At 64.7% G+C, this 25723-nt stretch carries 25 protein-coding genes and 1 pseudogene; 10 read left to right on the top strand and 16 right to left on the bottom strand.

The features are described 5' to 3' along the window. Positions 1-19: 19 nt before the first annotated feature. The 4 genes from DXH78_RS05925 to DXH78_RS05910 are packed head-to-tail and all read right to left on the bottom strand — an operon-like array spanning position 20 to position 2097. The gene (locus DXH78_RS05925; RefSeq protein WP_115516186.1) at positions 20-373 is read right to left on the bottom strand and encodes a DUF1428 domain-containing protein; all 354 of its coding nucleotides are present in this window, start codon (positions 371-373) and stop codon (positions 20-22) included. Between the two features lie 12 nt (positions 374-385). Further along, a complete protein-coding gene (locus DXH78_RS05920; protein ID WP_115516185.1) occupies positions 386-886 on the bottom strand; it encodes a VOC family protein in 501 nt (166 codons plus the stop codon). Positions 887-923: 37 nt separating this feature from the next. Continuing rightward, the gene (locus tag DXH78_RS05915; protein ID WP_115516184.1) at positions 924-1634 is read right to left on the bottom strand and encodes a DUF899 family protein; all 711 of its coding nucleotides are present in this window, start codon (positions 1632-1634) and stop codon (positions 924-926) included. A 40-nt stretch (positions 1635-1674) separates the two neighbouring features. Next, positions 1675-2097, bottom strand: a complete 423-nt coding sequence (locus DXH78_RS05910; protein WP_115516183.1) for a VOC family protein — start codon at positions 2095-2097, stop codon at positions 1675-1677. 104 nt (positions 2098-2201) lie between these two features. Between DXH78_RS05910 and DXH78_RS05905 the strand changes: the two genes are divergently transcribed. Continuing rightward, positions 2202-2696, top strand: a complete 495-nt coding sequence (locus tag DXH78_RS05905; protein ID WP_115517743.1) for a MarR family winged helix-turn-helix transcriptional regulator — start codon at positions 2202-2204, stop codon at positions 2694-2696. On the opposite strand, the gene DXH78_RS20210 is transcribed toward DXH78_RS05905, so the two are convergent. The 4 genes and pseudogenes from DXH78_RS20210 to DXH78_RS05890 all read right to left on the bottom strand — a co-directional run bounded on the left by DXH78_RS20210 (position 2693) and on the right by DXH78_RS05890 (position 4245). Next, the gene (locus DXH78_RS20210) at positions 2693-3157 is read right to left on the bottom strand and encodes a glutathione S-transferase family protein (protein ID WP_347337770.1); all 465 of its coding nucleotides are present in this window, start codon (positions 3155-3157) and stop codon (positions 2693-2695) included. The two genes, DXH78_RS05905 and DXH78_RS20210, sit on opposite strands and share 4 nt — an antisense overlap. Further along, positions 3134-3319, bottom strand: a pseudogene (locus DXH78_RS20205) (glutathione S-transferase family protein); the annotation flags it as partial. The pseudogene DXH78_RS20205 and the gene DXH78_RS20210, both read right to left, overlap by 24 nt. A gap of 49 nt (positions 3320-3368) precedes the next feature. Further along, positions 3369-3857 (bottom strand): SRPBCC family protein, encoded by a 489-nt coding sequence (locus DXH78_RS05895; protein WP_115516182.1) that lies wholly within the window; start codon positions 3855-3857, stop codon positions 3369-3371. Beyond that, positions 3841-4245, bottom strand: coding sequence for an ArsR/SmtB family transcription factor (locus DXH78_RS05890; RefSeq protein ID WP_115516181.1), 405 nt, complete (start codon positions 4243-4245; stop codon positions 3841-3843). Before DXH78_RS05890 ends, DXH78_RS05895 begins: the two co-directional genes overlap by 17 nt. A 147-nt stretch (positions 4246-4392) precedes the next feature. On the opposite strand from DXH78_RS05890, the gene coaBC reads away from it, so the two are divergent. The 4 genes from coaBC (at position 4393) to DXH78_RS05870 (ending at position 9464) form a co-directional block, all read left to right on the top strand. Then, positions 4393-5793 (top strand): bifunctional phosphopantothenoylcysteine decarboxylase/phosphopantothenate--cysteine ligase CoaBC, encoded by a 1401-nt coding sequence (coaBC, locus tag DXH78_RS05885; RefSeq protein ID WP_115516180.1) that lies wholly within the window; start codon positions 4393-4395, stop codon positions 5791-5793. Further along, a complete protein-coding gene (gene dut / locus DXH78_RS05880; RefSeq protein WP_283805607.1) occupies positions 5790-6242 on the top strand; it encodes a dUTP diphosphatase in 453 nt (150 codons plus the stop codon). The genes coaBC and dut overlap by 4 nt, the downstream gene beginning before the upstream one ends. Positions 6243-6324: 82 nt before the next feature. Then, positions 6325-6735: an RrF2 family transcriptional regulator gene (locus DXH78_RS05875; RefSeq protein WP_115516179.1), complete on the top strand. Its 411-nt coding sequence runs from the start codon at positions 6325-6327 to the stop codon at positions 6733-6735. A 191-nt stretch (positions 6736-6926) separates the two neighbouring features. After that, positions 6927-9464: a sensor histidine kinase gene (locus DXH78_RS05870; RefSeq protein WP_210209512.1), complete on the top strand. Its 2538-nt coding sequence runs from the start codon at positions 6927-6929 to the stop codon at positions 9462-9464. Between the two features lie 82 nt (positions 9465-9546). Here the strand turns inward: DXH78_RS05870 and DXH78_RS05865 are convergent, their stop codons facing one another. Beyond that, complete coding sequence (locus tag DXH78_RS05865) at positions 9547-9942, bottom strand: hypothetical protein (RefSeq protein WP_115516177.1); 396 nt, start codon at positions 9940-9942, stop codon at positions 9547-9549. Positions 9943-10170: 228 nt separating this feature from the next. Here DXH78_RS05865 and tsaE point away from each other — a divergent pair, with 228 nt between their 5' ends. The 5 genes from tsaE (at position 10171) to trxA (ending at position 19522) form a co-directional block, all read left to right on the top strand. Beyond that, on the top strand, positions 10171-11709 hold the full coding sequence (gene tsaE, locus DXH78_RS05860; RefSeq protein ID WP_115516176.1) for a tRNA (adenosine(37)-N6)-threonylcarbamoyltransferase complex ATPase subunit type 1 TsaE: 1539 nt from the start codon (positions 10171-10173) through the stop codon (positions 11707-11709). Then, positions 11706-12431 (top strand): nucleotidyltransferase family protein, encoded by a 726-nt coding sequence (locus DXH78_RS05855; protein WP_115516175.1) that lies wholly within the window; start codon positions 11706-11708, stop codon positions 12429-12431. The genes tsaE and DXH78_RS05855 overlap by 4 nt, the downstream gene beginning before the upstream one ends. A 155-nt stretch (positions 12432-12586) precedes the next feature. Further along, entirely contained in the window at positions 12587-15652 is a 3066-nt protein-coding gene (gene addB / locus DXH78_RS05850; protein WP_115516174.1) for a double-strand break repair protein AddB, read from the top strand. Next, positions 15649-19104 (top strand): double-strand break repair helicase AddA, encoded by a 3456-nt coding sequence (gene addA, locus DXH78_RS05845; RefSeq protein WP_115516173.1) that lies wholly within the window; start codon positions 15649-15651, stop codon positions 19102-19104. Before addB ends, addA begins: the two co-directional genes overlap by 4 nt. A gap of 97 nt (positions 19105-19201) precedes the next feature. Continuing rightward, on the top strand, positions 19202-19522 hold the full coding sequence (gene trxA / locus DXH78_RS05840) for a thioredoxin (RefSeq protein WP_115516172.1): 321 nt from the start codon (positions 19202-19204) through the stop codon (positions 19520-19522). 60 nt (positions 19523-19582) lie between these two features. On the opposite strand, the gene DXH78_RS05835 is transcribed toward trxA, so the two are convergent. The 7 genes from DXH78_RS05835 to DXH78_RS05805 form a co-directional block, all read right to left on the bottom strand. Beyond that, positions 19583-20905, bottom strand: a complete 1323-nt coding sequence (locus DXH78_RS05835; protein WP_245416745.1) for a bifunctional folylpolyglutamate synthase/dihydrofolate synthase — start codon at positions 20903-20905, stop codon at positions 19583-19585. 122 nt (positions 20906-21027) lie between these two features. After that, positions 21028-21909, bottom strand: a complete 882-nt coding sequence (gene accD, locus DXH78_RS05830; protein WP_115517740.1) for an acetyl-CoA carboxylase, carboxyltransferase subunit beta — start codon at positions 21907-21909, stop codon at positions 21028-21030. A 139-nt stretch (positions 21910-22048) separates the two neighbouring features. Next, a complete protein-coding gene (trpA, locus tag DXH78_RS05825; protein ID WP_115516171.1) occupies positions 22049-22888 on the bottom strand; it encodes a tryptophan synthase subunit alpha in 840 nt (279 codons plus the stop codon). Next, a complete protein-coding gene (gene trpB, locus DXH78_RS05820) occupies positions 22885-24108 on the bottom strand; it encodes a tryptophan synthase subunit beta (RefSeq protein WP_115516170.1) in 1224 nt (407 codons plus the stop codon). The genes trpA and trpB overlap by 4 nt, the downstream gene beginning before the upstream one ends. After that, positions 24105-24788, bottom strand: a complete 684-nt coding sequence (locus DXH78_RS05815) for a phosphoribosylanthranilate isomerase (RefSeq protein WP_115516169.1) — start codon at positions 24786-24788, stop codon at positions 24105-24107. The genes trpB and DXH78_RS05815 overlap by 4 nt, the downstream gene beginning before the upstream one ends. 56 nt (positions 24789-24844) lie before the next feature. Continuing rightward, entirely contained in the window at positions 24845-25258 is a 414-nt protein-coding gene (locus DXH78_RS05810) for a lipopolysaccharide assembly protein LapA domain-containing protein (protein ID WP_115516168.1), read from the bottom strand. A 129-nt stretch (positions 25259-25387) separates the two neighbouring features. Further along, positions 25388-25702, bottom strand: a complete 315-nt coding sequence (locus DXH78_RS05805) for an integration host factor subunit beta (protein ID WP_115516167.1) — start codon at positions 25700-25702, stop codon at positions 25388-25390. Positions 25703-25723 lie beyond the last annotated feature (21 nt).

The raw sequence follows: 25723 nt of genomic DNA, 5'->3' as shown, positions 1-25723 counted from the left end.
GCTCCGCATTTCGTCGGCGCTACTTCTCCACAATCGACTTGAAGCCGCCGAAGATCATGCGCTTGCCGTCGAACGGCATCGCCGACATGTCCATCTTCAATCGCTTGTCGGACATCACCTTCTTCATGACGGCGTCGCGCGATTTGCGCGACTTGTAGGTGATGTACGAGAAAATGACGACTTCGTCTTTCTTGAGCTTTACGCTCTGCGGAAACGACGTCCATTTGCCGGGCTTGACGTCGTCGGCAACGGCCTCGACGTAGGACAGCGCGCCGTGCTCCATCCAGATCTTGCCTGCGAGCGCGGCGATCTTCTTGTAGGCCGCCACCTTCTTCTTCGGCACCGGAACGATAAATCCGTCTACATAAGTCACTGTGTTTCTCCCTTATTGACCTTTGAACGCTTTTTGAACCGCTGCGATATCGAACTTCTTCATTTTCATGAGGGCGTCCATAGTGCGCTTTGCCGCAGCACGATCCGGCCCGGCCAGAATGTCGCCCATGAAATCGGGGAACACCTGCCAGGACAGGCCGAACTTGTCCTTGAGCCAGCCGCACTGGCTTTCCTGACCGCCATCGGCGGTGAGTGCGTCCCAATAATAGTCAATCTCCTCCTGCGTCTTGCAGGGAATCTGGAGCGAGATCGCTTCGTTGAACTTGAATGTCGGCCCGGCATTGAGCGCCATGAACGGCATGCCTTCGAGTTCGAACTCGACGGTCAATACCGAGTTCGCCGGCTTGCCGTGAATGTCCTGACCCGTGTCCGGATAATAGGCGGTACGGCCGATCTTCGAGTTCTTGAACACCGAGCAGTAGAACGTCGCCGCCTCTTCGGCCTGCTTGTCGAACCAGAGACAGGTCGAGAGCTTTTGTTTGGCGAGAGCCATCTATTTTCTCCTTGTTCGTTTCTTCCGGGACGCGCGCTCAGCGCCCGTAGTCGAGCTTCGGATACCAGTCCGGCCTGCGGCCTTCCGGTGTGCAATCGAGCACCGTCCAGAGCGGCATCAGGTCCGGCGCGCCGCGCGGGTCCTGGCCCGGATCGGCCGTGGTGCCGTCCATCTCGCCGCTCCAGAAATGGCGCAGCGTGCCGTCGCGGCGTGTGAAGACATGGAGGCCGGCGTTATCGCCGCCATTTTCATCGACAGCGTGGAAGTCGCGGCTGAATTCGCCGGACGGGTCGCTGTACAGAGGAAGATCGCGCCAGCCGCGCTCTTTCTTGAAGAGCACCAGCCGGTCGATCGGCGAGCGTGCCGTGACGGCAAGCGCCACGTTCTGCATGATATCCAGCGCCTCGCCGTCCCATGACGACAGCAGCGAGGTACACATCGGGCACGGCCGCGCGCGCTGCGGGCCGTACATGTAGGTGTAGACAACGAGCGTCTGCTTGTCGCCGAACATGCCGTCGAGATCGGTCGGGCCGCCTTCGCCGACAAAGCGATAGTTCTTCACCTCGGCGCCGGGCGGCAGCGCGCGGCGCATTGCGGCGACGCGCTCGATATGACGGCGCAGCTCGATTTCCTCGACGAGCAACGCCGTACGCGCCGCGCGATAATCGGCGCTCTCGCCCTCGATGCGGACCTCGCAGTTCTCGGCCAGGGTGCGGGCCGACGGCAGCGTCTTATTGATGTCAAGCATCAGAGTTTGCTCCTGTTGTGCCCCACCCCGTTTGCTGTCGTTATTCGGCAATGATCATCCAGCAGACGCCGAACTTGTCGGCGACCATGCCGAACTTCTTGGCGAAAAAGGTCTTCGCCATCGGCATCTGCACTTGACCGCCTTCGCTGAGCGCCGCGAACAACTTGTCGGCATGCGCCTCATTGTCGGCATTGAGCGACAGCGAGATGCCTTTGAAATCCGCCTTGCCGCTCGCCATGCCATCGGTCGCCATGACAACGCTGGCGCCGACCCTGAAGCTTGAATGCATGACCTTGTCGGCCGGCGGCATCGGGCCGGCGCAGCCTTCGGGCGGCTCACCCGCGTCGGCCGGCGCATCCTTGAAGTGCATCAGCATCTCGACCCGGGCGCCGATGGCCTTCTTGTAGAACTCCAGCGCCTCCTCGCAGCGGCCTTCAAAACTCAGATAGGGCAGAACTTGCATGTCATCTCCTTCCCGGTGCGACGACCTGTTTGTCGCTGTGTATTGGCGGCTCCAACGACGGAACTTGCCTTGACAAATACGTTGATATCAACATAATGTCCGGTATGTCAATACGACAAGGCAAAAAGCCGGACATTGCGCTGGCGCGCGAGGTCGACGCACGGCCGGCTTTGCCGTTCGACAAGACGATCGAGGTCCGCGACGCCTGTTTGTGCCTGCATGTGCAGCGCACCGCGCGCGCCCTGGCCCGGCGCTTCGACGACGTGCTGCGCCCGCTCGACCTGACCAGCGGCCAGTTCTCGCTGCTGATGTCGCTCAACCGCCCCGAGCCGCCGACCATCGGCAGCGTCGCCGAACTTCTGGCGATGGACCGCACAACCCTGACCGCAAACCTCAAGCCGCTGGAGCGGCGCGGACTGGTGACGATCGCGGTCGACAAGCAGGACAAGCGCAGCCGCCGGCTCGGCATCACGCCGGCCGGCCGCGCGCTGCTGGCGCAGGCCTATCCGATCTGGCGCGAGACCCACACCGCGCTTGAATTCAAGATCGCGCATGGCAGCGCCGACAGCTTGCGCAAAGCGCTGATGTCGCTGCTTTAACCCACCGGCAGACGCGGCTTCACATCCATCGGCACCCAGTGGAAGAACGGTTCGGCTTCCTTGAGGGCGCGAAAATATGACGGGCGCCGTACCAGCCGCTGGTAATAGGCCTCCAGCTTCGGTGTCGTTTTGCCGATCGGCACGGCGCAGTTGGCATAGAACAGCGCCGGCGATGCGGCGCAATCGACGATCGAGTAGTCGTCGCCCAAAGCCCAGCTAGTGTTGCCGAGCTTCGCCTCGAAGATCGCGTAGGATTTTGCGATCGCTTCTTTTGCCTTTGCGACTCCGTAGGGATCACGGGCCTCGACGGGCCGCAGATTGTCTTCGACGATCTTGCCCTGTTTCTCCATGACGTAGAGATCGAAAAAGCGATCCCACATCCGGGCTTGCCATGCTGCATCGGCATCCGCGGGGATCATCCGCCTCCGCGCATAGTGGATGTCGAGATAGTCAATGATCACGCTCGATTCGGCGATGACGTGTCCTCGCTGTTCGTCCCTGAGCACCGGAAATTTTCCGACCGGCCACAAGGCGCGCATCGGCGCAGCCGATGCCTCGTTGCCAAGATCGACCACAATGGGCTCGAACGGCACCTCGTTTTCGTACAACGCGATCAGCGCCTTGTGGCAGTAGGACTATAGCGGGTGATAATAGAGCTTCAGCGTCACGACGTTAGCTCCGCGCCATGGCGGCGACATAGCCCGCCAACCGCGCCGTGGTTTCCTGCAACCCCTTGTCGGCGCCGTATTCCTTGATGACGAAGTCGCGCATCTGCGCGTTCGGGAACACGCCGTGCCAGACGATACGCGTGCGGCCGCCTCCAATGTCTTCGAACGTCACCGTCTGCGCGAAGGTGACCGGCTCGACATCGTCACCGCCGCCATGGCGATAGGCAATGCGCTTGTTCACCTCGATCTCGTCGAAGGTGACGCGGTTCTCATAATCGCGGCCGTCCGGCCCGTGCATAACGAAGCGCCAGGTGCCGCCGGGCCGGAAATCGAAATGCGAGGTCGTGGTGGTGAAGCCGTTCGGGCCCCACCATTGCGACAGATGTTTCGCATCGGTGAAAGCGGCGAACACCAGCGCGACCGGCGCGTCGAACTCGCGCGTGCCCTTGATGGATACGGGATCGCTGAGATCGAGATCAGTCTTTGCGGCCATGGCCTTCTCCTTGACGCTTTACCGAACGGGATTTCCTGGTCGGCGCCGGGCTCGTCGCCTGCTGCGCCTTCATGACCTCGAGATAACTCTCGAGCTTGTCCATGCTCTGGCTCCAGAGCTTGCGGTATTCCTCGAGCCAGTGATCGACGCCGATGAAGCCGGCCGTGTCGATCTTGCACGGGCGCATTTGCGCATCGCGGCCACGGCTGATGAGGCCGGCATGCTCGAGCACCTTGAGATGCCGCGAGATGGCGGGAAGGCTGATATCGAACGGCTCGGCCAGTTTCTGCACCGACGTTTCGCCGAGGGCGAGACGCGCGAGAATGGCGCGGCGCGTCGGATCGGCCAGCGCAGCGAAAGTGGCATTGAGGCGGTCGGTCTCGGGCATCGAATTTAGCCGATCAGTTAAATAACCTAGCTGTTAAATACAGGATGGATGGCGGTTGTCAACGCGCCGGATTATGATGGCGAAGTGATTGCATTGGCATCAATGCTATCACTTTTCTTTATTCCTTTGATTTGTTGGAGTTATTCGATGGCATCGCTCACCGTCCGGCAACTCGACGAGGCCCTCAAGCAGCAGCTCCGCCTGCGCGCCGCCCGCAACGGCCGTTCGGTCGAGGACGAGGTGCGCAGCATTTTGCGCGAGGCGGCGGGCGAGACCGAGACGCCGGCGCAACCGGCAGCGCCTCCGGCCAGCGCCGCCGCGACTGCAACCACCCCGTTGCGCGTGCTGCTGATCATCGGCGGCGGCATCGCCGCCTACAAATCGCTCGACCTCATCCGCCGGCTCAAGGAGCGCGGCTATGCGGTGCGCTGCATTCTCACCGAAGCGGCGACCCAGTTCGTCACGCCGCTCGCGGCCGGCGCGCTGGTCGGTTCGCGTGTCCACACCGATCTGTTCAATGCCGAGCATGAATTCGACGTCGGTCATATTCGCCTGGCGCGCGAGGCCGATCTTATCGTCGTCGCGCCGGCGACCGCCGACCTGATGGCGAAGATGGCGCAGGGCCTCGCCTCCGACCTCGCCACCGCCGTGCTGCTGGCAACGCGCGCGAAGATCCTGCTGGCGCCGGCGATGAACCCGGCCATGTGGTCGCACAAGGCGACGCAGCGCAATCTGGCGCAACTGAAAGCCGACGGCGTCGCGCTGATCGGCCCCAATGCCGGCGAGATGGCCGAGCGCGGCGAGCGCGGGTTCGGCCGCATGGCCGAGCCGCTGGAGATTGCCGGTGCGGTCGACCGGCTGCTCAAAACGGATGCGGCGGCGCAGCCGCTCAAGGGCAAACACGTCCTCATCACCGCCGGTCCGACGCATGAGCCGATCGATCCGGTGCGCTACATCGCCAACCGCTCCTCCGGCAAACAGGGCTACGCCATCGCCGCAGCCGCGGCCGAAGCCGGCGCCGCCGTGACGCTCATCAGCGGCCCGGTCACCCTGCGCAAGCCGGACCATGTCGATGTCATCGACGTCGAAAGCGCCCGCGATATGCTGGCTGCCGTCGAAAAGGCCCTTCCTGCCGATGTCGCCATCTTCGCCGCCGCGGTCGCCGACTGGCGCGTCGCCAATGCCGGCGAGCAGAAAATCAAGAAGCAGGCCGGCGCGGCAGTGCCGCAACTGGCGCTCACCGAAAATCCCGACATCCTCTCGACCATCGCGCATCGCACGCAAGGTCGCCCGCCACTGGTGATCGGCTTTGCCGCCGAGACTGAAAACGTCATCGCCAATGCCAAGGCCAAGCTCGCCAAGAAAGGCTGCGACTGGATCCTCGCCAACGACGTGTCGCCCGCGACCGGCATCATGGGCGGCGACAGCAACACCATTCATCTGGTCAGCGCCGACGGCATTGACGACTGGCCGTCGCAAAGCAAGGAAGACGCCGCCGCGATGCTGATCGCGAAGATCGCGGCTGCCATCGGAAAGGACAGACCTTGAACGTCGAACTCCGCATCATGCAGTTGCCACACGGCGAAGGACTGCCGCTGCCCGCCTATCAGAGCGCGCTCGCCGCCGGCTTCGATCTCACCGCCGCCGTGCCGGAAGACCAACCGATCACCATTGCGCCGGGCGCGCGCGCCCTGGTGCCGACCGGACTCGCCTTCGCGCTGCCCGAAGGCTTCGAAGCCCAGGTGCGGCCGCGCTCGGGCCTGGCGATGAAACAGGGACTCACCGTACTCAACTCGCCCGGCACCATCGACGCCGATTACCGCGGCGAGGTGCAGGTGCTGCTCATCAATCTCGGGACTGATTCGGTGACGATCATCCGTGGCATGCGCATCGCCCAGTGCGTGGTTGCAACCGTGACGCGCGCAACCTTCGCTGCCGTGATGTCACTTGATCATACGGCTCGCGGTTCCGGCGGATTCGGCTCGACCGGGAGTTGAAGATAAAAATTGTAGCTTTGTGCTGGACGAATTACTGACTGTAATCTATTACCGCGGGTATTAGTTTCAGTTGGTGCCTATAATGCCGCTCGTGTCCCGCAAAGGCGTTCTTGCCATTGCCGCCGTTATCGACGTGGCTATGAACGCCCAGGACAGGCCGGTTTCGGCCAAGGCGCTCGCCGCACGCCACAAACTGCCGCCCCGCCATCTTGAGCCGGTCCTGCAGGCACTGGTGCGGGACGGTATCCTCCGCGGAATTCGCGGGCCTCATGGCGGTTACGAACTGGCCCGCGAACACAAGCACATCACCGCCGAGGACATTCTCCGCGCCGCCTCCAGCACCGACGAAGGCGACGATATGCCGGTGCCGCCCTCGGGTCTGGTGAACGATATCGTCCAACCGGCGCTGGCCGAAGCCGAGCGCAGCTTCTCGCTGGCGCTCGCCCGCATCAATGTCGACGACATGACCCGGCGGGCGCGTCACAAGGCCTGACCGCGCCGCGCTGCTAAATCGTCGCCCTCCCCGACACGTTCCCCTTATGGACTCTTTCGGCGTGACTCGCCTGAGGGGTAAAGTCCAATGATTCGCGAGCGATAGCGTCGATCGCATCCGCATTCTCCGGCATGCGCGGTTAGATGCGTCGTTCGATACGTCGCTCGATAGGTTTCTTGGGGCAAATCGGAATGCCGGCAGCACACCGGACGACGAACGGGGCGTTACGCTCTCGTCCGAAGCGAAGCGGATTCCTGGCATCCGTGTCGCGCGCGGCGCTCATTGTCGCCGCCTGGGCTGCATTCGGTAAGGTCGCCGTCGCCCAACCGGTCATCGAACAGGCCGGCGGTTCGTTCGCCCGCCATGACTTCGCGACATTGACCATCATCGGCGGCCTCGTCGGCTTCTCGGTGCTCGCCACTATCGCACTCGCGCGCAGCCGTTACGGCCATCGCCGCAACACCGTGTCGCGCGACGAAGCGATGACGATGCAGGCCGAGATCGACCGGCTCAGGCAAATGCTGCTGTCGGAGCCGCAAGTGCTCGTCACCTGGCCGGCGGCATCCGACGAACCGGAAATCATCGGCGACGTCTCTATCGTCGGATCGAGCACGCCGCGCGTACTGGCATTCGGAACCTGGCTGGAGCCTGCGGCGGCACAGCGTCTTGACGATGCCGTCACGCGCTTGCGCGGCGATGGTCGCGGTTTCACCATGACGCTGACGACGCATGCGGGCCGTCCGCTCGAGGCCGAAGGGCGCGCCTTGGGCGGCCGTGCCATTCTCCGGCTGCGCGATGTCAGCGGCATCGAAAGCGAATTGGTGCAGGTCTCCACCCGCCACGATCGCCTCTCCGGGGATTTGCAGACCTTGCACGCGATGCTCGAAGCGCTGCCCGCGCCGGTCTGGGCACGCGACGCCACCGGCCGACTGACCTTTGCCAACAGTGCCTACGCTCGCGCCGTCGAGGCGCGTAGCGCCGCCGAGGCCGTCGAGCGCGAACTGGAATTACTGGAGCGCACCGCGCGCGGTGAAATCGCGCGCATGCGCGCCGACGGTGCGGCCTTCTCAAAGCGTATGCCAGCCGTCGTCGCCGGCGAGCGGCGCATCTTCGACGTCATCGATGCGCCCACAGCCTCCGGTTCGGCCGGCATCGCGATTGACCGCACCGAAGCCGAAACCATGCGCACCGAGCTTACGCGCATGACGGACGCCCATCGCCGTGTGCTCGACCAGCTCGCCACCGGCGTCGCTATCTTCAACGCCGACCGCAAGCTTGCCTTTTATAATGCCGCATTTCGTGTCCTGTTCGACCTCGATCCGGCGATGCTGGAGCAGGCGCCGACCGACACCGCGGTGCTCGATACCTTGCGCAGTGCCCGCAAGCTGCCCGAAGAACAGGACTTCAAGCAGTGGAAGCAGCAGCTCTACGAGGCCTATCGCGCCGTCGAGCCGAAGGAGCATATGTGGCATCTGCCCGACAACCGCACCTTGCGCGTTGTCACGACGCCCAATCCGGAAGGCGGCGTCACTTATCTCTATGACGACGTCACCGAACGCCTGGACATGCGCCGGCGCTATGAGGCGCTCATCAAGGTGCAGAGCGAGACTCTCGACCACCTCGGCGAAGCCGTCGCCGTGTTCGGTTCCGACGGCCGCGTGCGCCTGCACAATCCGGCGTTCCAGAGCATGTGGAAGCTGACGCCGGAGGCGCTCGATACCCATCCGCATGTCGAATCCGTCACCGCATGGACGCAGGCGCTGCATGACGACGGCGCCGTATGGCGCGCCTTGCGCAACGCCGTCACGGGCATCGACAATCGCGAGGCGGTCGCCGCCACCATCGAGCGCCGCGACGGCATGATGATCGACATGGCGACCATGCCGCTGCCGGACGGCGCCACGCTCGTTACCTTCCAGGACGTCACCGACACGGTGAATGTCGAACGCGCGCTACGCGAGCGCAACGAAGCGCTGGTAGCCGCGGACTCGATCAAGATCGAGTTCGTCCACCACGTCTCCTACGAGCTGCGCTCACCGCTGACCAACATCATCGGCTTCGCCAACCTGCTCGGCGACGCGGCATTCGGGCCGCTGACGGTGAAGCAACGCGAATATCTCGGTTACATTACCACCTCGACCAACGCGCTGCTGGCGATCATCAACAATATTCTGGATCTCGCCACCATCGACGCCGGCGCCATGACGCTCAATCTGGCGCAGGTCGATATCCGCGCCAGCATGTTCGAAGCCGCCGAAGGCATTCAGGATCGCCTGATCCAGGACAATATCGTCCTCGACATCAAGGCCGCCACCGGCATCGGCAGCTTCACCGCCGACGCCAAGAGGCTCAAGCAGATCCTGTTCAATCTGCTGTCGAACGCGGTCGGCTTCTCGCCGCCGAACACCACCGTGACGCTGACCGCAAGCCGGAGCGGCGACACCGTAACCTTTGCCGTGAGCGATCACGGGCCGGGCATTGAGCCGGAGCGTCAGGACAAGGTGTTCGACTTGTTCGAAACCGACTCCAACGGCTCCGAGCATCGCGGCACCGGTTTGGGGCTGTCGCTGGTGCGCTCCTTCGTCGAGCTGCACGGCGGCACGGTCACGATCGAATCCACTGTTGGTGAGGGCACCACAGTCACCTGTGTCTTCCCTGCCGAGCAGCAGAGCCGCCCCATAGAGCGGCCGGCCGCCAGGGTCGCGGCAGCAAAACGCAGCGCGGCGTAAAAAGAAAAACCCCTGTGGCAAGCCACAGGGGTCTTCCTACGCATTCACGCTACGCGAACGCGACGCTTACCCGGGAGGGTAATTAGCGAACGTAACGGGCGGGACGCGGCTGATAGCCGACATACTCACCATTGACGCAGGCATCCTTGTTCGCGCCGAACAGCGCGTGGAAGCCGCGGCACGGCTGCAACACACCGTCGATCAGCGCCACAGCACCGATGCCGGCGACGCCGCCCATCGTGGCCGCACCGGCCGCGGTGGTGGGGAGCGCGCTGCCGGCGATCGCCGGGGCGGCACCGAACCAGCCGTTATAAAGGCCGAAGCCGACAACCGCGCCGGTCGCGACGCCGACGGCGGGAACGGCCAGCGGGTAATTTGCGGTGCCGGGGCTAGCCTCCGCGTTGGCCCCCGTCGGCAACGCGACAGCGGCAGCAGCCATGAGCGCGGCGACAGAAAGACCAGTGATGAATTTACGCATGCGAATTCTCCAATTGTTCGTTCGAAACCCCTCGTGCATCGATAACGTGTTATTTAGGCACGCGTTCCTGTCACGCACGCCCCTTCGCAGGAATACCGCAACGATTCCTTATGCGTGGCGGCATCAAGACGAAGCGCGGTCAAATCGAGGCGTGAGGGTGGCGGACACTGCTGCCTAGCGGCCGGCGCCGCGCTACGCTTATAAAGACCACGACTTTTGGATGATTCGATGGCCCCTTCGCCCGCCGCGTACAGCTTTTCCGTAGCGCTTCATGACGAGCAGGCAACGCGGCGCCTCGCCGCCGACATCGCCAATCTCGTCGAGCCCGGCGACGTCCTCACGCTGCTTGGCGATCTCGGTGCCGGCAAATCGGCTTTCGCGCGCGCCTTCATCCGGCATCTGGCCGGCGACGAAAATGCCGAGGTGCCGAGCCCGACCTTCACGCTGATGCAGAGCTACGACCTGCCGCGCTTTGCGCTGGTGCATGCCGATCTCTACCGGCTGTCCGGGCCGGACGAATTGACCGAACTCGGCTTCGACGATGAAGCCGACAACACGGTGATGCTGATCGAATGGCCGGAGCGCGCGCGCGGCCATTTGCCGGAGGATCGCATCAATGTCGCGCTGATGCTCGATGCGAGCCAGGGCGATACGTTCCGTCATTGCAAGGTGACCGGCCTCGGCAGGCTGGCCGCGCGCGTCGAGCGTATCGACACGATCCGCCGCTTTCTCGACGCCCATGGCTTCGCCGACGCGGCACGCACGCGCATGCAGGGCGATGCCTCGAGCCGCATGTATGAGCGGCTGACGCGCGGCGACGAGACCTTCATCCTGATGAATTCGCCACGCCGCCCGGACGGTCCGCCGGTCGAGAACGGCAAACCCTACAGCGCCATTGCTCATCTTGCGGAAGACGTAACGCCGTTCATCGCCATAGCACGCGCGCTCAGCGACGATGGCCTGTCGGCGCCGACGATTATCGCCGCCGACCGCGCCGCCGGCCTCATCGTTCTCGAAGACCTCGGTCTGGAAACCGTGGTCGAAGGCGAGCCGCCGGCGCCGATTGCCGAACGCTACGGCATCGCCACCGACCTGCTCGCCGAACTGCACCGCAAACCGCGACCGAATGACCTGCCGGTCGAACCCGGCGTCAGCCATCGCGTGCCGCGCTTCGATCTTCCCGCCATGCTGATCGAAGTGTCGCTGCTGATCGACTGGTATCTGCCGCACCGAGGCATCGAGCCCGGCCCGGATTTGCGCGCCGCCTATCGCACGCTGTGGACCGAGGCACTTGAGCCCGCGCTCATCGAACCGCCGACCTGGGTGCTGCGCGATTATCATTCGCCCAACCTGATCTGGCTGCCGCAGCGCGACGGCATCCAGCGCATCGGCCTGCTCGATTTCCAGGACGCGGTGATGGGCCCGGCGGCTTACGACGTCGCCTCGCTGCTGCAGGACGCGCGCGTCGATGTACCGGAAGAACTCGAAGTGCAGTTGCTGGTGCGCTACCTGCGCGGCCGCGAGGCCGAGGACGACTTTGTGCGCGACCGCTTCGTTCATCTCTATGCGCTGATGGCGGCGCAGCGCGCCTCCAAGATCCTCGGCATCTTCGCCCGCCTCGACAAACGCGACGGCAAGCCGCAATATTTGCGTCATCTGCCGCGCGTATGGACCTATCTGCAGCGCGCGCTGGCGCATCCGGCGCTGGCGCCGCTCGCCGATTGGTACGGCGCCCACATTCCCGCACCGGACATGAAAGACTCATGAGCATCGACACGCCGCACAGCGCCATGGTGCTCGCCGCCGGCTTCGGCCAGCGCATGCGGCCGCTGACCGCGACCATGCCGAAGCCGCTGGTCAAGGTCGCCGGCAAGGCGCTGCTCGATCACGTGCTCGACCGGCTCGCGGCCGCCGGCGTCACGCGGGCGATCGTCAATGTCCATTATCTCGGCGACCAGATTGTGAGCCATGTCGCCTCCCGCGCCGCGCCGAAGGTTGTCATCTCCGACGAGCGCGATGCTTTGCTCGACACCGGCGGCGGCGTGGTCAAGGCGCTGCCTCTGCTCGGCGACGAGCCATTCTTCCACATCAATTCCGACACCATCTGGATCGACGGCGTACAGCCGAACCTGACGCGGCTCGCCGAACACTTCGACGCCGCGGCGATGGACGCGCTGCTGTTGCTTGCCCCCACCGCCGGCAGCATCGGCTATGACGGCCGCGGCGATTTCACGATGGCGCCGGACGGCCAACTCGCCTGGCCGGAAGAACGCGCGGTCGCGCCCTTCGTCTTTGCCGGCGCCGCTATTCTGTCGCCGCGGCTGTTCGACGGCGCGCCGCAGGGCGCTTTCTCGCTGACCCGCCTGTTTGACAAGGCTATCGACGCCGGCCGGCTCTATGGCCTGCGCCTCGAAGGCCTGTGGATGCATGTCGGCACGCCCGACGCCATCGCGCTGGCCGAGCAGGCGATCGCGGAGAGTACGGGGTAGGGATTTCGGCCTGTCATTCCGGGACGCGCGTGCAACGCGCGGACCCGGAATCCAAGCACGTTTTCCGAATCTGTCTCTGGATTCCGGGTTCGCGACTTCGTCGCGCCCCGGAATGACGTACGGTCCGGCCGTTGCTTTCGTGTAAACTGCATCGCATGAAGCCCAACCTCTTCACCATCTCCGCGTCGGCGCCGTTCCTCGAGGTGCTGGTCGACGCGCTGCTCGACGGGCGGCTGGTGAAGGGTTATCCGGCCTCGCGCGAGCCCCTGGAAATCGCACGCGCCACGCTCTATCTGCCGACCCAGCGCGCCTGCCGCGTCGCCCGCGATGTTTTTCTCAAGCAACTCGGCACCGACGCCGCGATCCTGCCGCGCATCGTGCCGCTCGGCGGTATCGACGAAGACGACATCGCTTTCGCCGAAGCCGCCAAGGCGGAACTCCCCGAACAGGCGCTCACCATTCCCGAAGCCATGAGCGGTCTGTCGCGGCTGATGCCGCTGTCGGCGCTGATCCTGAAATGGGCGACCACCATCGCGCCGAAGCAGCGCGGGCATGTGCCGCTGGTCGCCAGCAATCCGGTCACGGCGTTTCGTCTGGCGCAGGATCTGGCGCGGCTGATGGACGACATGACGACGCGACAGGTGCCGTGGGGTGCCCTCGACGATCTGGTGCCGGACGAGCATGACCGCTACTGGGACCTCACGCTCGGCTTCCTCAAATTCATCCGCGAACAATGGCCGGCGATCCTGGCCGGTGGCAACCGCATCGAACCGGCAGAGCGCCGCGATCTCCTCATCAAGGCCGAGACCGAACGGCTCGCCAAAGCCAGCGATCCGATCATCGCCGCCGGCTCTACCGGCTCGATTCCGGCGACCGCGACCTTGCTCGACACGATCGCGAAACTGCCGCATGGCGCGGTGGTGCTGCCGGGCCTCGACACCGATCTCGATGACACGAGCTGGGACGCGATCCTCAGCGAGACCGATGCCTCCCATGGTCACCCGCAATTTGCGCTGGCCTCGCTGATCAAGCGCATCGGCATCATGCGCGCCGATATCGTTACGCTGGCAAAACCGGCACCGCATGGCCGCGAGCGCGTCACGTCGGAAGCCTTGCGTCCGGCGCTGGCCAGCCAGCTCTGGCAGGCGCTGCCGAACGATACGGCTTTCGGCACGCGCGCCGATGCCGCGATCAAGGATATCGCCGTCATCGAAGCCGCCAATGCCGAGGAAGAAGCGCTCGCCATTGCCGTGACGTTGCGCGAGGCGGTCGAGACCCCGGGCAAGACCGCCGCCTTGGTGACGCCGGACGTCGCGCTGGGCCGCCGTGTCGCGGCCCTGCTGGCGCGCTGGAATGTGGCGGTCGATGACTCGCGCGGCCAGTCGCTCGCCGATCTGCCCGAAGGCGTGTTCGCGCGCCTGGTGGCGGATGTCGCGCGCCACAAATTCGCGCCGATCCCGCTGCTGTCGCTGCTCAAGCATCCGGCAAATAAATCAGAAAGTCCGTTCGATCCCCATGCGGTTAGCGTGCTGGAGCGCGCCGTCCTGCGCGGCACCCGTCCGACGGAAGGCAGCAAGGGGCTCATCGGCGCGCTCGACGATATCCGCGCCCAGATCGAACTTGGCCGCGCCGGCAAGGCGTGCGGCCTGCATCGCTCCGATCCACGTCTTGCGCTGAGCGATGCCGATCTCGATGCCGCCAGCGCATTGATGGTGGCGCTCCAGCATCATATGGCGCCGCTTGAACAGTTGACCGATGCGCAGCCGATCGGGGTTTTCGCCGCCAAACATGCCGAAGCGCTGACCGCGCTCGGCGGCATGACCCGCGAACTGCAAACCACATTCGACGAGCTGACCACGGCCGAAGCGCTCGATGTCACTGCCTCCGACTACGCCGAGCTGTTTCATCTCGCCATCGCCGACCGCACCATCCATCGCGCCCCGGCCGACGCGCGCGTCCGCATCTTCGGCTTGCTCGAAGCCCGCTTGCAGCATGTCGACCGGCTGGTGCTCGGCGGCCTGGTCGAAGCCGTCTGGCCGCCGGAAGCGCAGGCCGATGCGTGGCTGTCGCGGCCGATGCGGCGGCAGCTCGGTCTCGATCTGCCCGAGCGGCGCATCGGTCTGTCGGCGCACGATTTCGCGCAGGCGCTTGGCGCGCGCGAGGTCATCCTGTCGCGGCCCGCCAAACTCGGCGGCGAGCCGACCGTCGCCTCGCGCTTCGTGCAGCGCCTCGCCGCCGTGCTGGGCGACGTCCGCTGGAAAGCCGCGCAGCAGACCGGCGCGCATTATGTCGCGCTGGCGCGCCGGCTCGATGAGGCGGAAACCGTCACGCCGGCGCAGCGCCCGGCGCCGAAGCCGCCCTTCGAAGCGCGGCCGCGCCGCCTCAGCGTCACCGAAGTCGAGGATCTGCTGCGCGACCCCTATACCATCTATGCGCGGCATGTTCTGAAGCTGCAGCCGCTCGACGATATCGACGCGCCGATCGATGCCGCCGCGCGCGGCACCTTCATTCACGACTCACTCGCCGAACTGGACCAAACCTATAAAGACAAGCTGCCGGACAATGCGCTGGCTTCCTTGCTCGACATTGGTCAACGGCACTTCAAGCCGCTGGAGAATTTTCCGGAAGCGAAGGCTTTCTGGTGGCCGCGCTTCGAGCGCATCGCGGCATGGTTCGTGATGTTCGACGCCAAACGTCGCTCAGGTGCGCAAGCGCTCTCGATTGAAGTTGGCGGCAGCATCCCGATCCCGTTCGGCAACGAGACCTTCACGCTGACCGTGCGCGCCGACCGCATCGAATGCCTCGCCGATGGCCGCTACGCTATCATCGACTACAAGACTGGCGCGCCGCCGTCCGACAATCAGGTAAGCGCCGGCCTGTCGCCGCAACTCACGCTCGAAGCCGCGATCCTGAGAGACGGCGGCTTCAAGGATATCCCGGCCGGCGGCTCGGTGAGTGAACTGCTGTATGTGCGATTGAGCGGCGGCGTCGAAGCCGGCGAAGAACGATCCGTGAAATTCAAGGACAGCGCGCCGGACGTGAAGGCCGATGAGGCGCTGGCCGAGCTGACCAAGGTGCTGGCGCAGTTCGCCGACCCGAACAACCCCTATCTGTCGCTGCGCCATCCGATGTGGAAGAACCACTACGGCACCTACGATCACCTCGCGCGTATCAAGGAATGGTCGCTCACCGGCGGTCTCGATGAGGAGGCCGGCGAATGAGCAAGCCGCTTGCCATTCCGTCCGACGTCATCGCGCTGCAGACGTCTGCGTCCGATCCCGCGCAATCGGCCTGGGTGTCGGCCAATGCCGGCTCCGGCAAGACCCATGTGCTGGCGCAACGCGTCATTCGTCTGCTGCTGAACGGCACGGATCCGGCGCGCATTCTCTGCATCACCTTCACCAAGGCCGCCGCGGCCAACATGGCGAATCGCGTGTTCGACGTGCTGCGCGGCTGGACCGTGCTCGACGACACGGCGCTGGACGCTGCGATCTCCAGGACCGGCGTCAGGACAATCACGCCGGCCTTGCGCCTGCGCGCGCGGCAGCTGTTCGCGCTGGCGCTCGATACGCCGGGCGGCCTGAAGGTGCAAACCATCCACGCCTTCTGCACCCAGTTGCTGCACCTGTTTCCGTTCGAAGCCAACGTGCCGGCGCGCTTCGAAGTGCTGGACGAGGCGACCGAGCATCAGCTGCTGCACAAGCTGACGATGGATGTGCTGCTGGAGGCGGCGCAGAAGCCGGACACGCCGCTCGGCCGCGCGCTCAGGAAGGCCGTGCTCGCCGCCGCCGACCAGACCTTTCAGGACATGGTGCGCAACGCCATCCGGGCGCGCGACGGCCTCACGCGCTGGATCGAAGCCGCAGGCGGCATAGACGGCGCGACAGCGCAGTTGTCGCAGGCTTTGGGCCTCAAGCCGGACGACACCGCCGAGGCCGTGGACGCAGCGCTGTTCGCGGAAAGCCTGTTCATCCAGTCCGAATGGCCCTCCGTTGCCGCCGTGCTGGAGACCGGCACCAAGACCGACAAGGACCAGGGTGGCCGCTTCCGTTCGCTGGCCACGCTCGACGCCGTTGCCCGCATCGAGACCTATCTCGACATCTTCTGCACCGGCACGCGGGAGAAGACCCGCGAACGCATCGCCACCAGCGGCGTGCAGAAAACACATCCCGACATTTGCGAGCGCCTGACGCGCGAGCGCGACCGGGTCTGGGCCCTGCTGACGAGGAAGCGCGCCGTCGAGGCGCGCGACCGCAGCATGGCGCTGTTTGCCATCGCCTATGCCGTCATCGGCAGTTTCCAGAAAGAAAAAAGCCGGCGCGGCCTGCTGGACTACGACGACCTGATCGACAAGACGCTGGAACTGCTGACCGAAGAAAGCGCCGCCTGGGTGCATTACAAGCTCGACAGCGGCATTCATCACGTCCTGATCGACGAGGCGCAGGACACCAGCCCCAAGCAATGGGCCATCGTGAAGGCGCTCGTGTCCGAATTCTTCGCCGGCAAAGGCGCGCATGATCGCATGCGCACCATCTTTGCCGTCGGCGACGAGAAGCAGTCGATTTTCTCGTTTCAAGGCGCCGCGCCGCGCGAGTTCGCCGCCAACCGCCGGCAATTCGCACAAATGCACGAGCGCGCCGAACTGGCTTTTACCGGTATCGAGTTCAAGCGCTCGTTCCGCTCCGGCGCCAATGTGCTGGGCGCGGTTGATACGGTGTTCGCCAGCGCCGCGGCCTTTGCCGGCCTGAGCGATGACAATGTCGCGCCCATCCACGAAGCCTTGCCCGACAAGGCGCCCGGCCTGGTCGAATTGTGGAATCTCACCGAAGCCGACCTCATTGAGAAGAAGCCGGCCTGGCAGGCACCGTTCGATCTGCAAACCGCGCGCAGCGCGCCGGCCAAGCTTGCCGAGCGCATTGCCAACACCATTGCGGCGTGGCGCCGGCACGGCGTGGCGCCGAAGGACGTGCTCATCCTGGTGCGCCAGCGCGGGCCGTTGTTCGAGGCGGTCATTCGCGCGCTGAAGCAGGCGAACATCCCGGTCGCCGGCGCCGACCGCCTCGTCCTCGCCCAGCACATCGCGGTGATGGACCTGATGGTGCTGGCAGATGCGCTGCTGTTGCCGGACGACGATCTCGCGCTCGCCACCATTCTCAAGAGTCCGTTGTTCGGTTTGACCGACGCCGTGCTGGAACAGCTTGCCTGGGATCGCAAGGGCAAGAGTCTTTATGCTTCGTTGCACGCGCAGCGGCCCGAGCTCGCGGCGCGTTTCGATGTCCTGCGCGGCAAGGCGCGCGAACTCTCGCCTTTTGCCTTCTACGCCTGGCTGCTCGGCGCCCATGATGGCCGCAAACAATTCCTGTCGCGACTCGGGCACGAGGCTTCCGACGCGCTCGACGAATTCCTCAATCTTGCGCTCGATTACGAATCGCGCGAGACGCCGACCTTGCAGGGCTTCGTCGCCTGGCTGCGCGCCGCCGAAGCGGAAGTGAAGCGCGATATGGAAATGGAGCGCGACGAAGTGCGCGTCATGACCGTGCATGGCGCCAAGGGCCTCGAAGCCCGCTTCGTCATCCTCGCCGATACGACGACGAAGCCGGAAGGCGCCATCCCGCCAAAGCTGCTGACCCTGACACCGGACAAGGCGGTGCCGGATGCGGCATCGCCGATGGTGTGGTCGGGTCGCAAGGCCAATGACAGCGCCGCCATGGCGGCAGCGCGCGAAGCGAAATTGCGCGAAGCGACCGACGAATATCGCCGCCTCCTTTATGTGGCGATGACGCGCGCCGCCGAACGCCTCGTGGTCTGCGGCATCAAGGGCGACCGCAAGATTCCCGACGGCTGCTGGTATCAGCTCGTCGAAAACGCCTTGGGCGAGATTGCTGTGCGCGAGACGGCCGACGACAAGATCGGCGATGGCGAAGGCACCGTGCGGCGCTATCGCAAGGCCGACCTCTTGGCGTCGTCGGCGTCGCAAGAGGAAAAGCTCACCACGCCCGGCCAGCCACCATCACCTGCCATCGTCTTGCCGGACTGGCTCCAGCGCGAGGCGCCGCGCGACACAATAACCCGCATCATCACGCCGTCGGGCTTCGACGAAAGCGCGCCACGACCGCTGCCGACGAACGGACAGAACAAGGCGCAGAACATGGCCATGCTGCGCGGCTCGCTCACGCATCGGCTGTTGCAGTCGCTGCCGGGCATTCCGGCGGATCGGCGGCTCAAGGCGGCGCAGGATTACGTCGCCCGCGAGGGGGACAAGCTTGCCGAGGCGGATCGTGCCGCGCTGATCGCCGATGTCCTGCGGGTGCTCGACGATGCCCGCTTCGGCGCCCTGTTCGGGCCCGGCAGCCGCGCCGAAGTCCCGATTGTCGGCCTGGTCGACATCGACGGCGAGACCCGGCGGGTCAACGGCCAGGTCGATCGCCTCATCGTCACCGCCGACTGGGTGCTGATCGCCGACTACAAGACGAATCGCCCCGCGCCGCGCGCCCTGGCCGAGGTGCCGCCCCAATATGTCCGGCAACTGGCGCTGTACCGCGCCGTGCTGACGAAATTGTACCCAGGAAAAGCCGTCCGCTGCGCCCTGATCTGGACCGAAGTCGCTGATTTGATGGAGCTTTCGGAGGACGCGCTGACCCATGCCCTGACGGCGGTCACGTCCGCGCGATAGCGCCTTGACGCTCCGGGAGCCCGTCCATACGTTCCGGGCCTCGCAATATTTCCGGCGCGATTTCGGTCGACGCCTGCAACAGTAAAAGGGGCTCGTCATGGCCGTCGGCAAGACTACGGATGCAAGCTTCGACGCGGACGTTCTGAAGTCGTCCGAGCCGGTGGTCGTGGATTTCTGGGCTGAATGGTGCGGCCCGTGCCGCATGATCGCGCCCGCGCTCGAGGAGATTTCCGGCGCACTCGGCGACAAGGTGAAGATCGTCAAGCTGAACGTCGACGAGAACCCGAACGTCGCCGCCAAATACGGCATCATGTCGATCCCGACGCTGCTCCTGTTCAAGGATGGCGAGATCAAGGATCGTCAGGTCGGCGCCGCGCCGAAGCAGAAGCTGCAGCAGTGGATCAACGGCGCGGTCTGATTTCCGCGCGATGCGATTGATGTTGCAAACGGCCGGGCTCGCCCGGCCGTTTTATTTTGCCTAGACCGGCTCGGTGCCGTTCTCGCGCAACACCTCGCCGGCAAGATACAGCGAGCCGGTAATGAGAATGCGCGGCGGCGCGTCGAAATCCAGCTTGCGCACCGTCTCCAGCGCTTCCCCGACACTGCCGCGTGCCAGCGCCGGCAGGCCGACGCTCTTGGCCGCTTCGGCGACATCCGCCGCACTCAAGCCTTTATCGGCGCCCGGCACCGGCACCGTGATCATGTGGCGCGCGAGCCCGGTGAAATTGCGCAGGAAGCCGGCCGCATCCTTGGTCGCCAGCATGCCGACGATCATCACCAGCGGCCGCGACACGCGCTCTTCGATATCGGCGAGCGCCGCGGCGACCGTGCGGCCGCCATCGGGATTATGCCCGCCGTCGAGCCACAGTTCGGCGCCCGGCGGGATAAGATCGACCAGATGTCCGGCGCTCAGGCGCTGCAGCCGCGCCGGCCAGTCGGCCTTGGCAATGCCGGTTTCGAAGGCCGCAGGCGCCAACTTGAGTGTCGGCACAGCGCGCAGCGCCGCAATCGCCAGCCCCGCATTCTCGAACTGATGACGGCCGAACAGTTTCGGCGCCGGCAGATCGAGCAAGCCATTGTCGTCCTGATAGACCAGACGGCCGCGTTCTTCAGTCGCGGTCCAGTTTTCGCCGGCGATGCGGATCGGCGCTTTCATGCGCGCGGCTTGGCGCTCTATCACATCGAGCGCTTCGCGCGGCTGCGCCGCCACCACCACCGGCACGCCCTGCTTGATGATGCCAGCCTTTTCGAAGGCAATCTTGGCCAGCGTGTCGCCGAGGAAATCAAGATGATCCAGCGACACCGGCGTGACGATGCTGACCAGCGGCTTGTCGATGACGTTGGTGGCGTCGAGACGTCCGCCGAGACCGACCTCGAGCAGGAGCACATCGGCGGGCTTGCGCGAGAACAGCAACATGCCGGCCGCGGTCGTCATTTCAAACACGGTGATCGGCGCACCGCCGTTCGCCTGCTCGCATTCCTCCAGCGCCGCCGACAGTTCGACATCGGAAACGAGAACGCCCTCGCCGCCACGTCGTCCGAGGCGGAAACGCTCGTTGAAATGCACCAGATGCGGCGATGTATAGACGTGAACAGACAGGCCCGCAGCCTCGAGAATGGCGCGCAGAAAGGCGATGGTCGAACCCTTGCCGTTGGTCCCGGCGACATGAATGACCGGCGGCAGCTTGCGCTCCGGATGACCCAGCGCCGCAAGCAAGCGTTCCAGCCGCTCGAGCGACAGGTCAATACGCTTGGGATGCAGCGCGGTCAGCCGCGCGAGGATGGAGTCGACGGGGTTCATGTTTCTATCTGTCATGCCCGCGAAAGCAGGCATCCAGTAAACACCAGCTTTCGAAGGAAAGCACCGAGTTTACAGGATCGTCCGCTTTCGCGGACGATGACAGTCCAAATTGAGTTAGCAGCTTACGCCGCCGGCAATTGCTTGCCCGGAACGAGCGCCGGCTGCTTCATCAGCAGGCGGCAGAGCTGGCCGAGCGTCGCACGCAACTGGTGACGATGCACGACCATATCGACCATGCCGTGTTCGGCCAGATATTCCGAGCGCTGGAACCCCGCCGGCAGTTTCTCACGAATGGTCTGCTCGATGACGCGCGGGCCGGCAAAACCGATCAACGCGCCCGGTTCAGCGATGTGAACATCGCCCAGCATCGCATAAGACGCCGTGACGCCGCCGGTGGTCGGATTGGTCAGCACGACGATGTAGGGCTTCTTGGCCTCGCGCAGCAACTGCACCGCTACCGTGGTGCGGGGCAATTGCATCAGCGACAGGATGCCTTCCTGCATGCGCGCGCCACCGGACGCCGCGAACATGATGAAGGGCGTCTCGCGGCGCAGCGCGGTCTCCAAGCCGGCGATGATCGCCTCACCGGCGGCCATGCCGAGCGAACCGCCCATGAAATCGAAGTCCTGCACGCCGATCGTCACCATCTGGCCTTCGAGCCGGCCGATGCCGAGCTTTACGGCGTCCTGATAACCCGTCTTGGTGCGGGCATCCTTGAGGCGGTCGGCATAGCGGCGCTCATCGCGGAATTTCAGCGGATCAATCTGAACTTCCGGCAGCGCGATGTCTTCAAATTCGCCGCCATCGAACATCGTCGCCAGTCGCTTCGGCGCCGAGATCCGCATGTGATAGCCGGACGAAGGGATGACGAACTGGTTCTGCTCGACGTCCTTGTAGAACACGAGCTGGCCGGTCTCGGGGCACTTGATCCAGAGGTTTTCCGGCGTGTCGCGACGCAGGATGCTGCGGATCTTCGGCCGTACAACGTTGTTGATCCAGTTCATCGAAAAGCTCGCGTTTTGCTCGGGCGTCATCATCAACGGATGATCCGTATCCGCCGGATGTAAGCCGTCTTTGTCTACTGCGCCACTGTGAACGAATTGTGGTTACCGGGTCCTCGCTTTCGCGAAGACGATTGCCCAATCATTCCGCCGCCACTGTCCCCGCCGCGCGCACGCCCCTGGCGATGTCGGCAACGAGGTCGGTCACCGCCTTGACCGTGGCCGGCCCGCCTTTTCCGTCGGCCTCAAGCGTCTTGCGCAGCGCGTCGATCAATGCCGAGCCGACCACGACGCCGTCGGCACCAGCCGCAATAGCGCGCGCGCTTTCGGCATTCTTGACCCCAAAGCCGACCGCCACCGGCAGCTTGGTGTGCTTCTTGATGCGTTGAACCGCCGCCGACACCTTGGTGGCGTCCGGCGCCGCCGAACCGGTGATGCCGGTGATCGAAACGTAATAGACAAAGCCCGAGGTGTTGTTCAGCACCGCCGGCAGGCGCTTGTCGTCGGTGGTCGGCGTCGCCAGGCGAATGAAATTGAGACCCGCCTTCAGCGCAGGCAGGCACAGTTCTTCGTCCTCTTCCGGCGGCAGGTCCACCACGATGAGGCCATCGACGCCGGCTTCTTTCGCATCGACGAGAAACTTGTCGACGCCATAGATGTAAATCGGATTGTAGTAACCCATCAACACGATGGGCGTCGCGGCCTCGTCCTTGCGGAAGTCGCGCACCATCTGCAGCGTCTTCTTCAGCGTCTGGCCGGCTTTCAGCGCGCGCACGCCGGCGGCCTGGATCGACGGACCATCGGCCATCGGATCGGTGAACGGCATGCCGAGCTCGATCACGTCGGCGCCGGCCTTCGGCAACGCCTTGATGATGGCCATCGAGGTTTCGTAATCCGGATCGCCGGACATGACGAAGGTCACGAGCGCGGCGCGGCCTTCGCTCTTGAGATCGGCAAAACGCTTTTCGATACGGGTGGTCATTTCTTATGGGTCTCCAGCCAGGCCTGCACGCTGGCGAGATCCTTGTCGCCGCGGCCGGACATGTTGACCACCATCAGGTGATCCTTCGGCAGCTTCGGCGCGAGGTCGAACACCCGGGCCAGCGCGTGCGCCGGCTCCAGCGCGGGAATGATGCCCTCGAGCTGGCTGCACAACTGGAAGGCAGCGACCGCTTCATCGTCGGTCGCCGACAAGAACTTCACGCGGCCCATGTCGTTGAGCCAGGAATGCTCGGGGCCGATGCCGGGATAATCGAGGCCGGCGGAAATCGAATGCGCCTCGGTGATCTGGCCGTCGTCATCCATCAGCAGATAAGTGCGGTTGCCATGCAGCACGCCGGGGCGGCCACCGGTGACGGAAGCTGCATGCTGGCCCGACGGGATGCCGTGACCGGCCGCTTCAACGCCATAAATCTCGACCGAGCGATCGTCCAGGAAGGGATGAAAAAGCCCCATGGCATTGGAGCCGCCGCCGATGCAGGCGATGAGCGAATCCGGCAGGCGGCCCTCAAGCTGCTGCATCTGCGCGCGCGTTTCATTGCCAATGATGCACTGGAAGTCGCGCACCATCGCCGGATAAGGATGCGGCCCCGCCACCGTGCCGATGCAATAGAATGTGTCGCTGACATTCGTCACCCAGTCGCGCAGCGCCTCGTTCATCGCGTCCTTGAGGGTGCTTGAACCGGAAGTGACAGCGCGCACTTCAGCGCCCAGCATCTTCATGCGCAGCACGTTGGGCTGCTGCCGCTCGACGTCCACGGCGCCCATATAGACGATGCAGGGCAGGCCGAATTTGGCGCACAAAGTGGCGGTGGCGACACCGTGCATGCCGGCGCCGGTCTCGGCGATGATGCGCTTCTTGCCCATGCGCTGCGCCAGCATGATCTGGCCGGTGACGTTGTTCACCTTGTGTGCGCCGGTATGGTTGAGATCTTCGCGCTTGAAATAGATTTTCGCGCCGCCGAATTTTTTCGTCAGGCGTTCGGCGAAATACAAAGGCGACGGACGGCCGACATAGTGCGACAGATAGGAGTCCATCTCCTTCTGGAACGCCGGATCCGCCTTGGCCTGGTTATAGGCCTTCTCGAGATCGAGGATCAGCGGCATCAAGGTTTCGGCGACGAAGCGGCCGCCATAGATGCCGAAGTGGCCGCGCTCATCGGGCCCGGTGCGGAAGGAGTTGGGCTGCTGCTGTACGGTCATGGGCCTACTTTTGCACTCACCTTTTCATCGAGCGCGGCATCGGCCGCGCGCGCCGCACGAATGAAGGCGCGAATCCTGTCGGGGTCTTTCTCGCCGGGCGCGCGCTCGACGCCGGACGACACATCGACGCCCGGCGCGCGCGTAATGCGCAACGCCTCGGCGACGTTGCCGGCATCGAGACCACCGGACAACATATAAGGAACGCCGGTCTTGAGCCCGGCCAGCAAGGTCCAGTCGAAGGTCTTGCCCAGGCCGCCGGGCCGCGTCGCATCCTGCGGCGCGCGGGCGTCGAACAGCAAGCGGTCGGCAACCTTGTCGAATTCACGGATCGGCGACAGGTCGGCGCGCGTCGCGATCGGCAGCGCCTTCATCACCGGCAGGCCGAAGCGCGAGCGCACCACGGCGACGCGTTCCGGCGTTTCGTTACCGTGAAGCTGCAGCATGTCGGGTTTGAGCGCGGCGACGATCGCGGCGATGGCGTCGTTCGAGGCGTCGACGGTCAGGGCCACCTTCTGGGCACGGCCTTGCGCGCGGGCGCCGAGCAGGCGCGCCGCCTCGAGGCCGAGCGAGCGCGGGCTCGGCGGAAAAAACACGAAGCCAACCTGATCGGCGCCGGATTCGATCGCCACATCAAGGGTTTCGGGGGTGCGCAGGCCGCAGATTTTGATCGTCAGTGCCATGGGTGCCAGCGGGTTCTACGTTTTATCCCCGCCGTCGCCAAGGGCTTAGCGAGGGTTCATGCGCGCCCCGGCGGGGCGAGGGCCGGGGCCTCGGTACGCCGGTTTTCCAGACCTTTGGCGACCTCGCGGGCGGCGCTCTCGGCGGCCGCCGCGCGCTGCGTCTCGGTGACCAGCTGCTCGCGAGCGACGGAGAGTTCGTGCAGCAAGCGGCGATTCTCGCCATCGAGCCGGCGCGCCACCCGCCGCCATTGCGACTGGCGCAGCCAGGCGGCGGCACCGCCGACGACGACGCCGAGAATGACCAGAATGAAGATCAGGACGAACAGCGGCACGGTGGCCGCGTAGGCCGGACTGGCGGCCGAGAAGGGATCGAATGAAACGGTCACCGCATGGCGATTCGCCACGGCGAAGGCGATGATCACCGCCGCCAGCGGTACAACGACAATGAGGGTGACAATCTTGCGGAGCATGCACGCTTATAGCGCGGACACACCCGCAATGTCATATCCCGCGACAGCGCGGTATCCGGCTTTTGCAATGCAGGCTTGAGAAGCGACAGACGCTGGATCACCCGCTTTTACGGGCGATGAGGCCGATGCTCAGTCCACGTCGTCGTCAGGAATGGCAACGCCGTCGAGCTTGTTGAGACGTTCGCGCATTTCCTTGCCGGTCTTGAAGAACGGAACCGACTTCTGCTCGACCGACACATGCGCGCCCGTGCGCGGGTTGCGTCCGGTACGAGCCGGCCTGTGCTTGACCGAGAAAGCGCCGAAACCCCGCAGTTCAACGCGATCGCCCTGCGCCATGGCGCCGGTGATCTCGTTGAGGATGGCGTTGACGATGTTCTCGACGTCACGCTGGTAGAGATGGGGATTCTGGGCCGCGATGCGTTGCACCAGCTCAGATTTGATCATGGACGCCGCCTCTACCTTTGG

Origin of the sequence: Undibacter mobilis, assembly GCF_003367195.1 — a bacterium.
Classification (GTDB): domain Bacteria; phylum Pseudomonadota; class Alphaproteobacteria; order Rhizobiales; family Xanthobacteraceae; genus Pseudolabrys; species Pseudolabrys mobilis.
Note: the sequence above shows the minus strand (reverse complement) of the source record. Positions and strands in the feature narration are given on the sequence as shown.

Coding starts and splice junctions, on each gene's coding strand:
- DXH78_RS05920 (WP_115516185.1), bottom strand. CDS start 886: ATGGCTCTCGCCAAACAAAAGCTCTCGACCTGTCTCTGGTTCGACAAG.
- DXH78_RS05915 (WP_115516184.1), bottom strand. CDS start 1,634: ATGCTTGACATCAATAAGACGCTGCCGTCGGCCCGCACCCTGGCCGAG.
- DXH78_RS05910 (WP_115516183.1), bottom strand. CDS start 2,097: ATGCAAGTTCTGCCCTATCTGAGTTTTGAAGGCCGCTGCGAGGAGGCG.
- DXH78_RS05905 (WP_115517743.1), top strand. CDS start 2,202: ATGTCAATACGACAAGGCAAAAAGCCGGACATTGCGCTGGCGCGCGAG.
- DXH78_RS05895 (WP_115516182.1), bottom strand. CDS start 3,857: ATGGCCGCAAAGACTGATCTCGATCTCAGCGATCCCGTATCCATCAAG.
- DXH78_RS05890 (WP_115516181.1), bottom strand. CDS start 4,245: ATGCCCGAGACCGACCGCCTCAATGCCACTTTCGCTGCGCTGGCCGAT.
- coaBC (WP_115516180.1), top strand. CDS start 4,393: ATGGCATCGCTCACCGTCCGGCAACTCGACGAGGCCCTCAAGCAGCAG.
- DXH78_RS05875 (WP_115516179.1), top strand. CDS start 6,325: ATGCCGCTCGTGTCCCGCAAAGGCGTTCTTGCCATTGCCGCCGTTATC.
- DXH78_RS05870 (WP_210209512.1), top strand. CDS start 6,927: ATGCCGGCAGCACACCGGACGACGAACGGGGCGTTACGCTCTCGTCCG.
- DXH78_RS05865 (WP_115516177.1), bottom strand. CDS start 9,942: ATGCGTAAATTCATCACTGGTCTTTCTGTCGCCGCGCTCATGGCTGCT.
- tsaE (WP_115516176.1), top strand. CDS start 10,171: ATGGCCCCTTCGCCCGCCGCGTACAGCTTTTCCGTAGCGCTTCATGAC.
- DXH78_RS05855 (WP_115516175.1), top strand. CDS start 11,706: ATGAGCATCGACACGCCGCACAGCGCCATGGTGCTCGCCGCCGGCTTC.
- addB (WP_115516174.1), top strand. CDS start 12,587: ATGAAGCCCAACCTCTTCACCATCTCCGCGTCGGCGCCGTTCCTCGAG.
- addA (WP_115516173.1), top strand. CDS start 15,649: ATGAGCAAGCCGCTTGCCATTCCGTCCGACGTCATCGCGCTGCAGACG.
- trxA (WP_115516172.1), top strand. CDS start 19,202: ATGGCCGTCGGCAAGACTACGGATGCAAGCTTCGACGCGGACGTTCTG.
- DXH78_RS05835 (WP_245416745.1), bottom strand. CDS start 20,905: ATGAACCCCGTCGACTCCATCCTCGCGCGGCTGACCGCGCTGCATCCC.
- accD (WP_115517740.1), bottom strand. CDS start 21,909: ATGAACTGGATCAACAACGTTGTACGGCCGAAGATCCGCAGCATCCTG.
- trpA (WP_115516171.1), bottom strand. CDS start 22,888: ATGACCACCCGTATCGAAAAGCGTTTTGCCGATCTCAAGAGCGAAGGC.
- trpB (WP_115516170.1), bottom strand. CDS start 24,108: ATGACCGTACAGCAGCAGCCCAACTCCTTCCGCACCGGGCCCGATGAG.
- DXH78_RS05815 (WP_115516169.1), bottom strand. CDS start 24,788: ATGGCACTGACGATCAAAATCTGCGGCCTGCGCACCCCCGAAACCCTT.
- DXH78_RS05810 (WP_115516168.1), bottom strand. CDS start 25,258: ATGCTCCGCAAGATTGTCACCCTCATTGTCGTTGTACCGCTGGCGGCG.
- DXH78_RS05805 (WP_115516167.1), bottom strand. CDS start 25,702: ATGATCAAATCTGAGCTGGTGCAACGCATCGCGGCCCAGAATCCCCAT.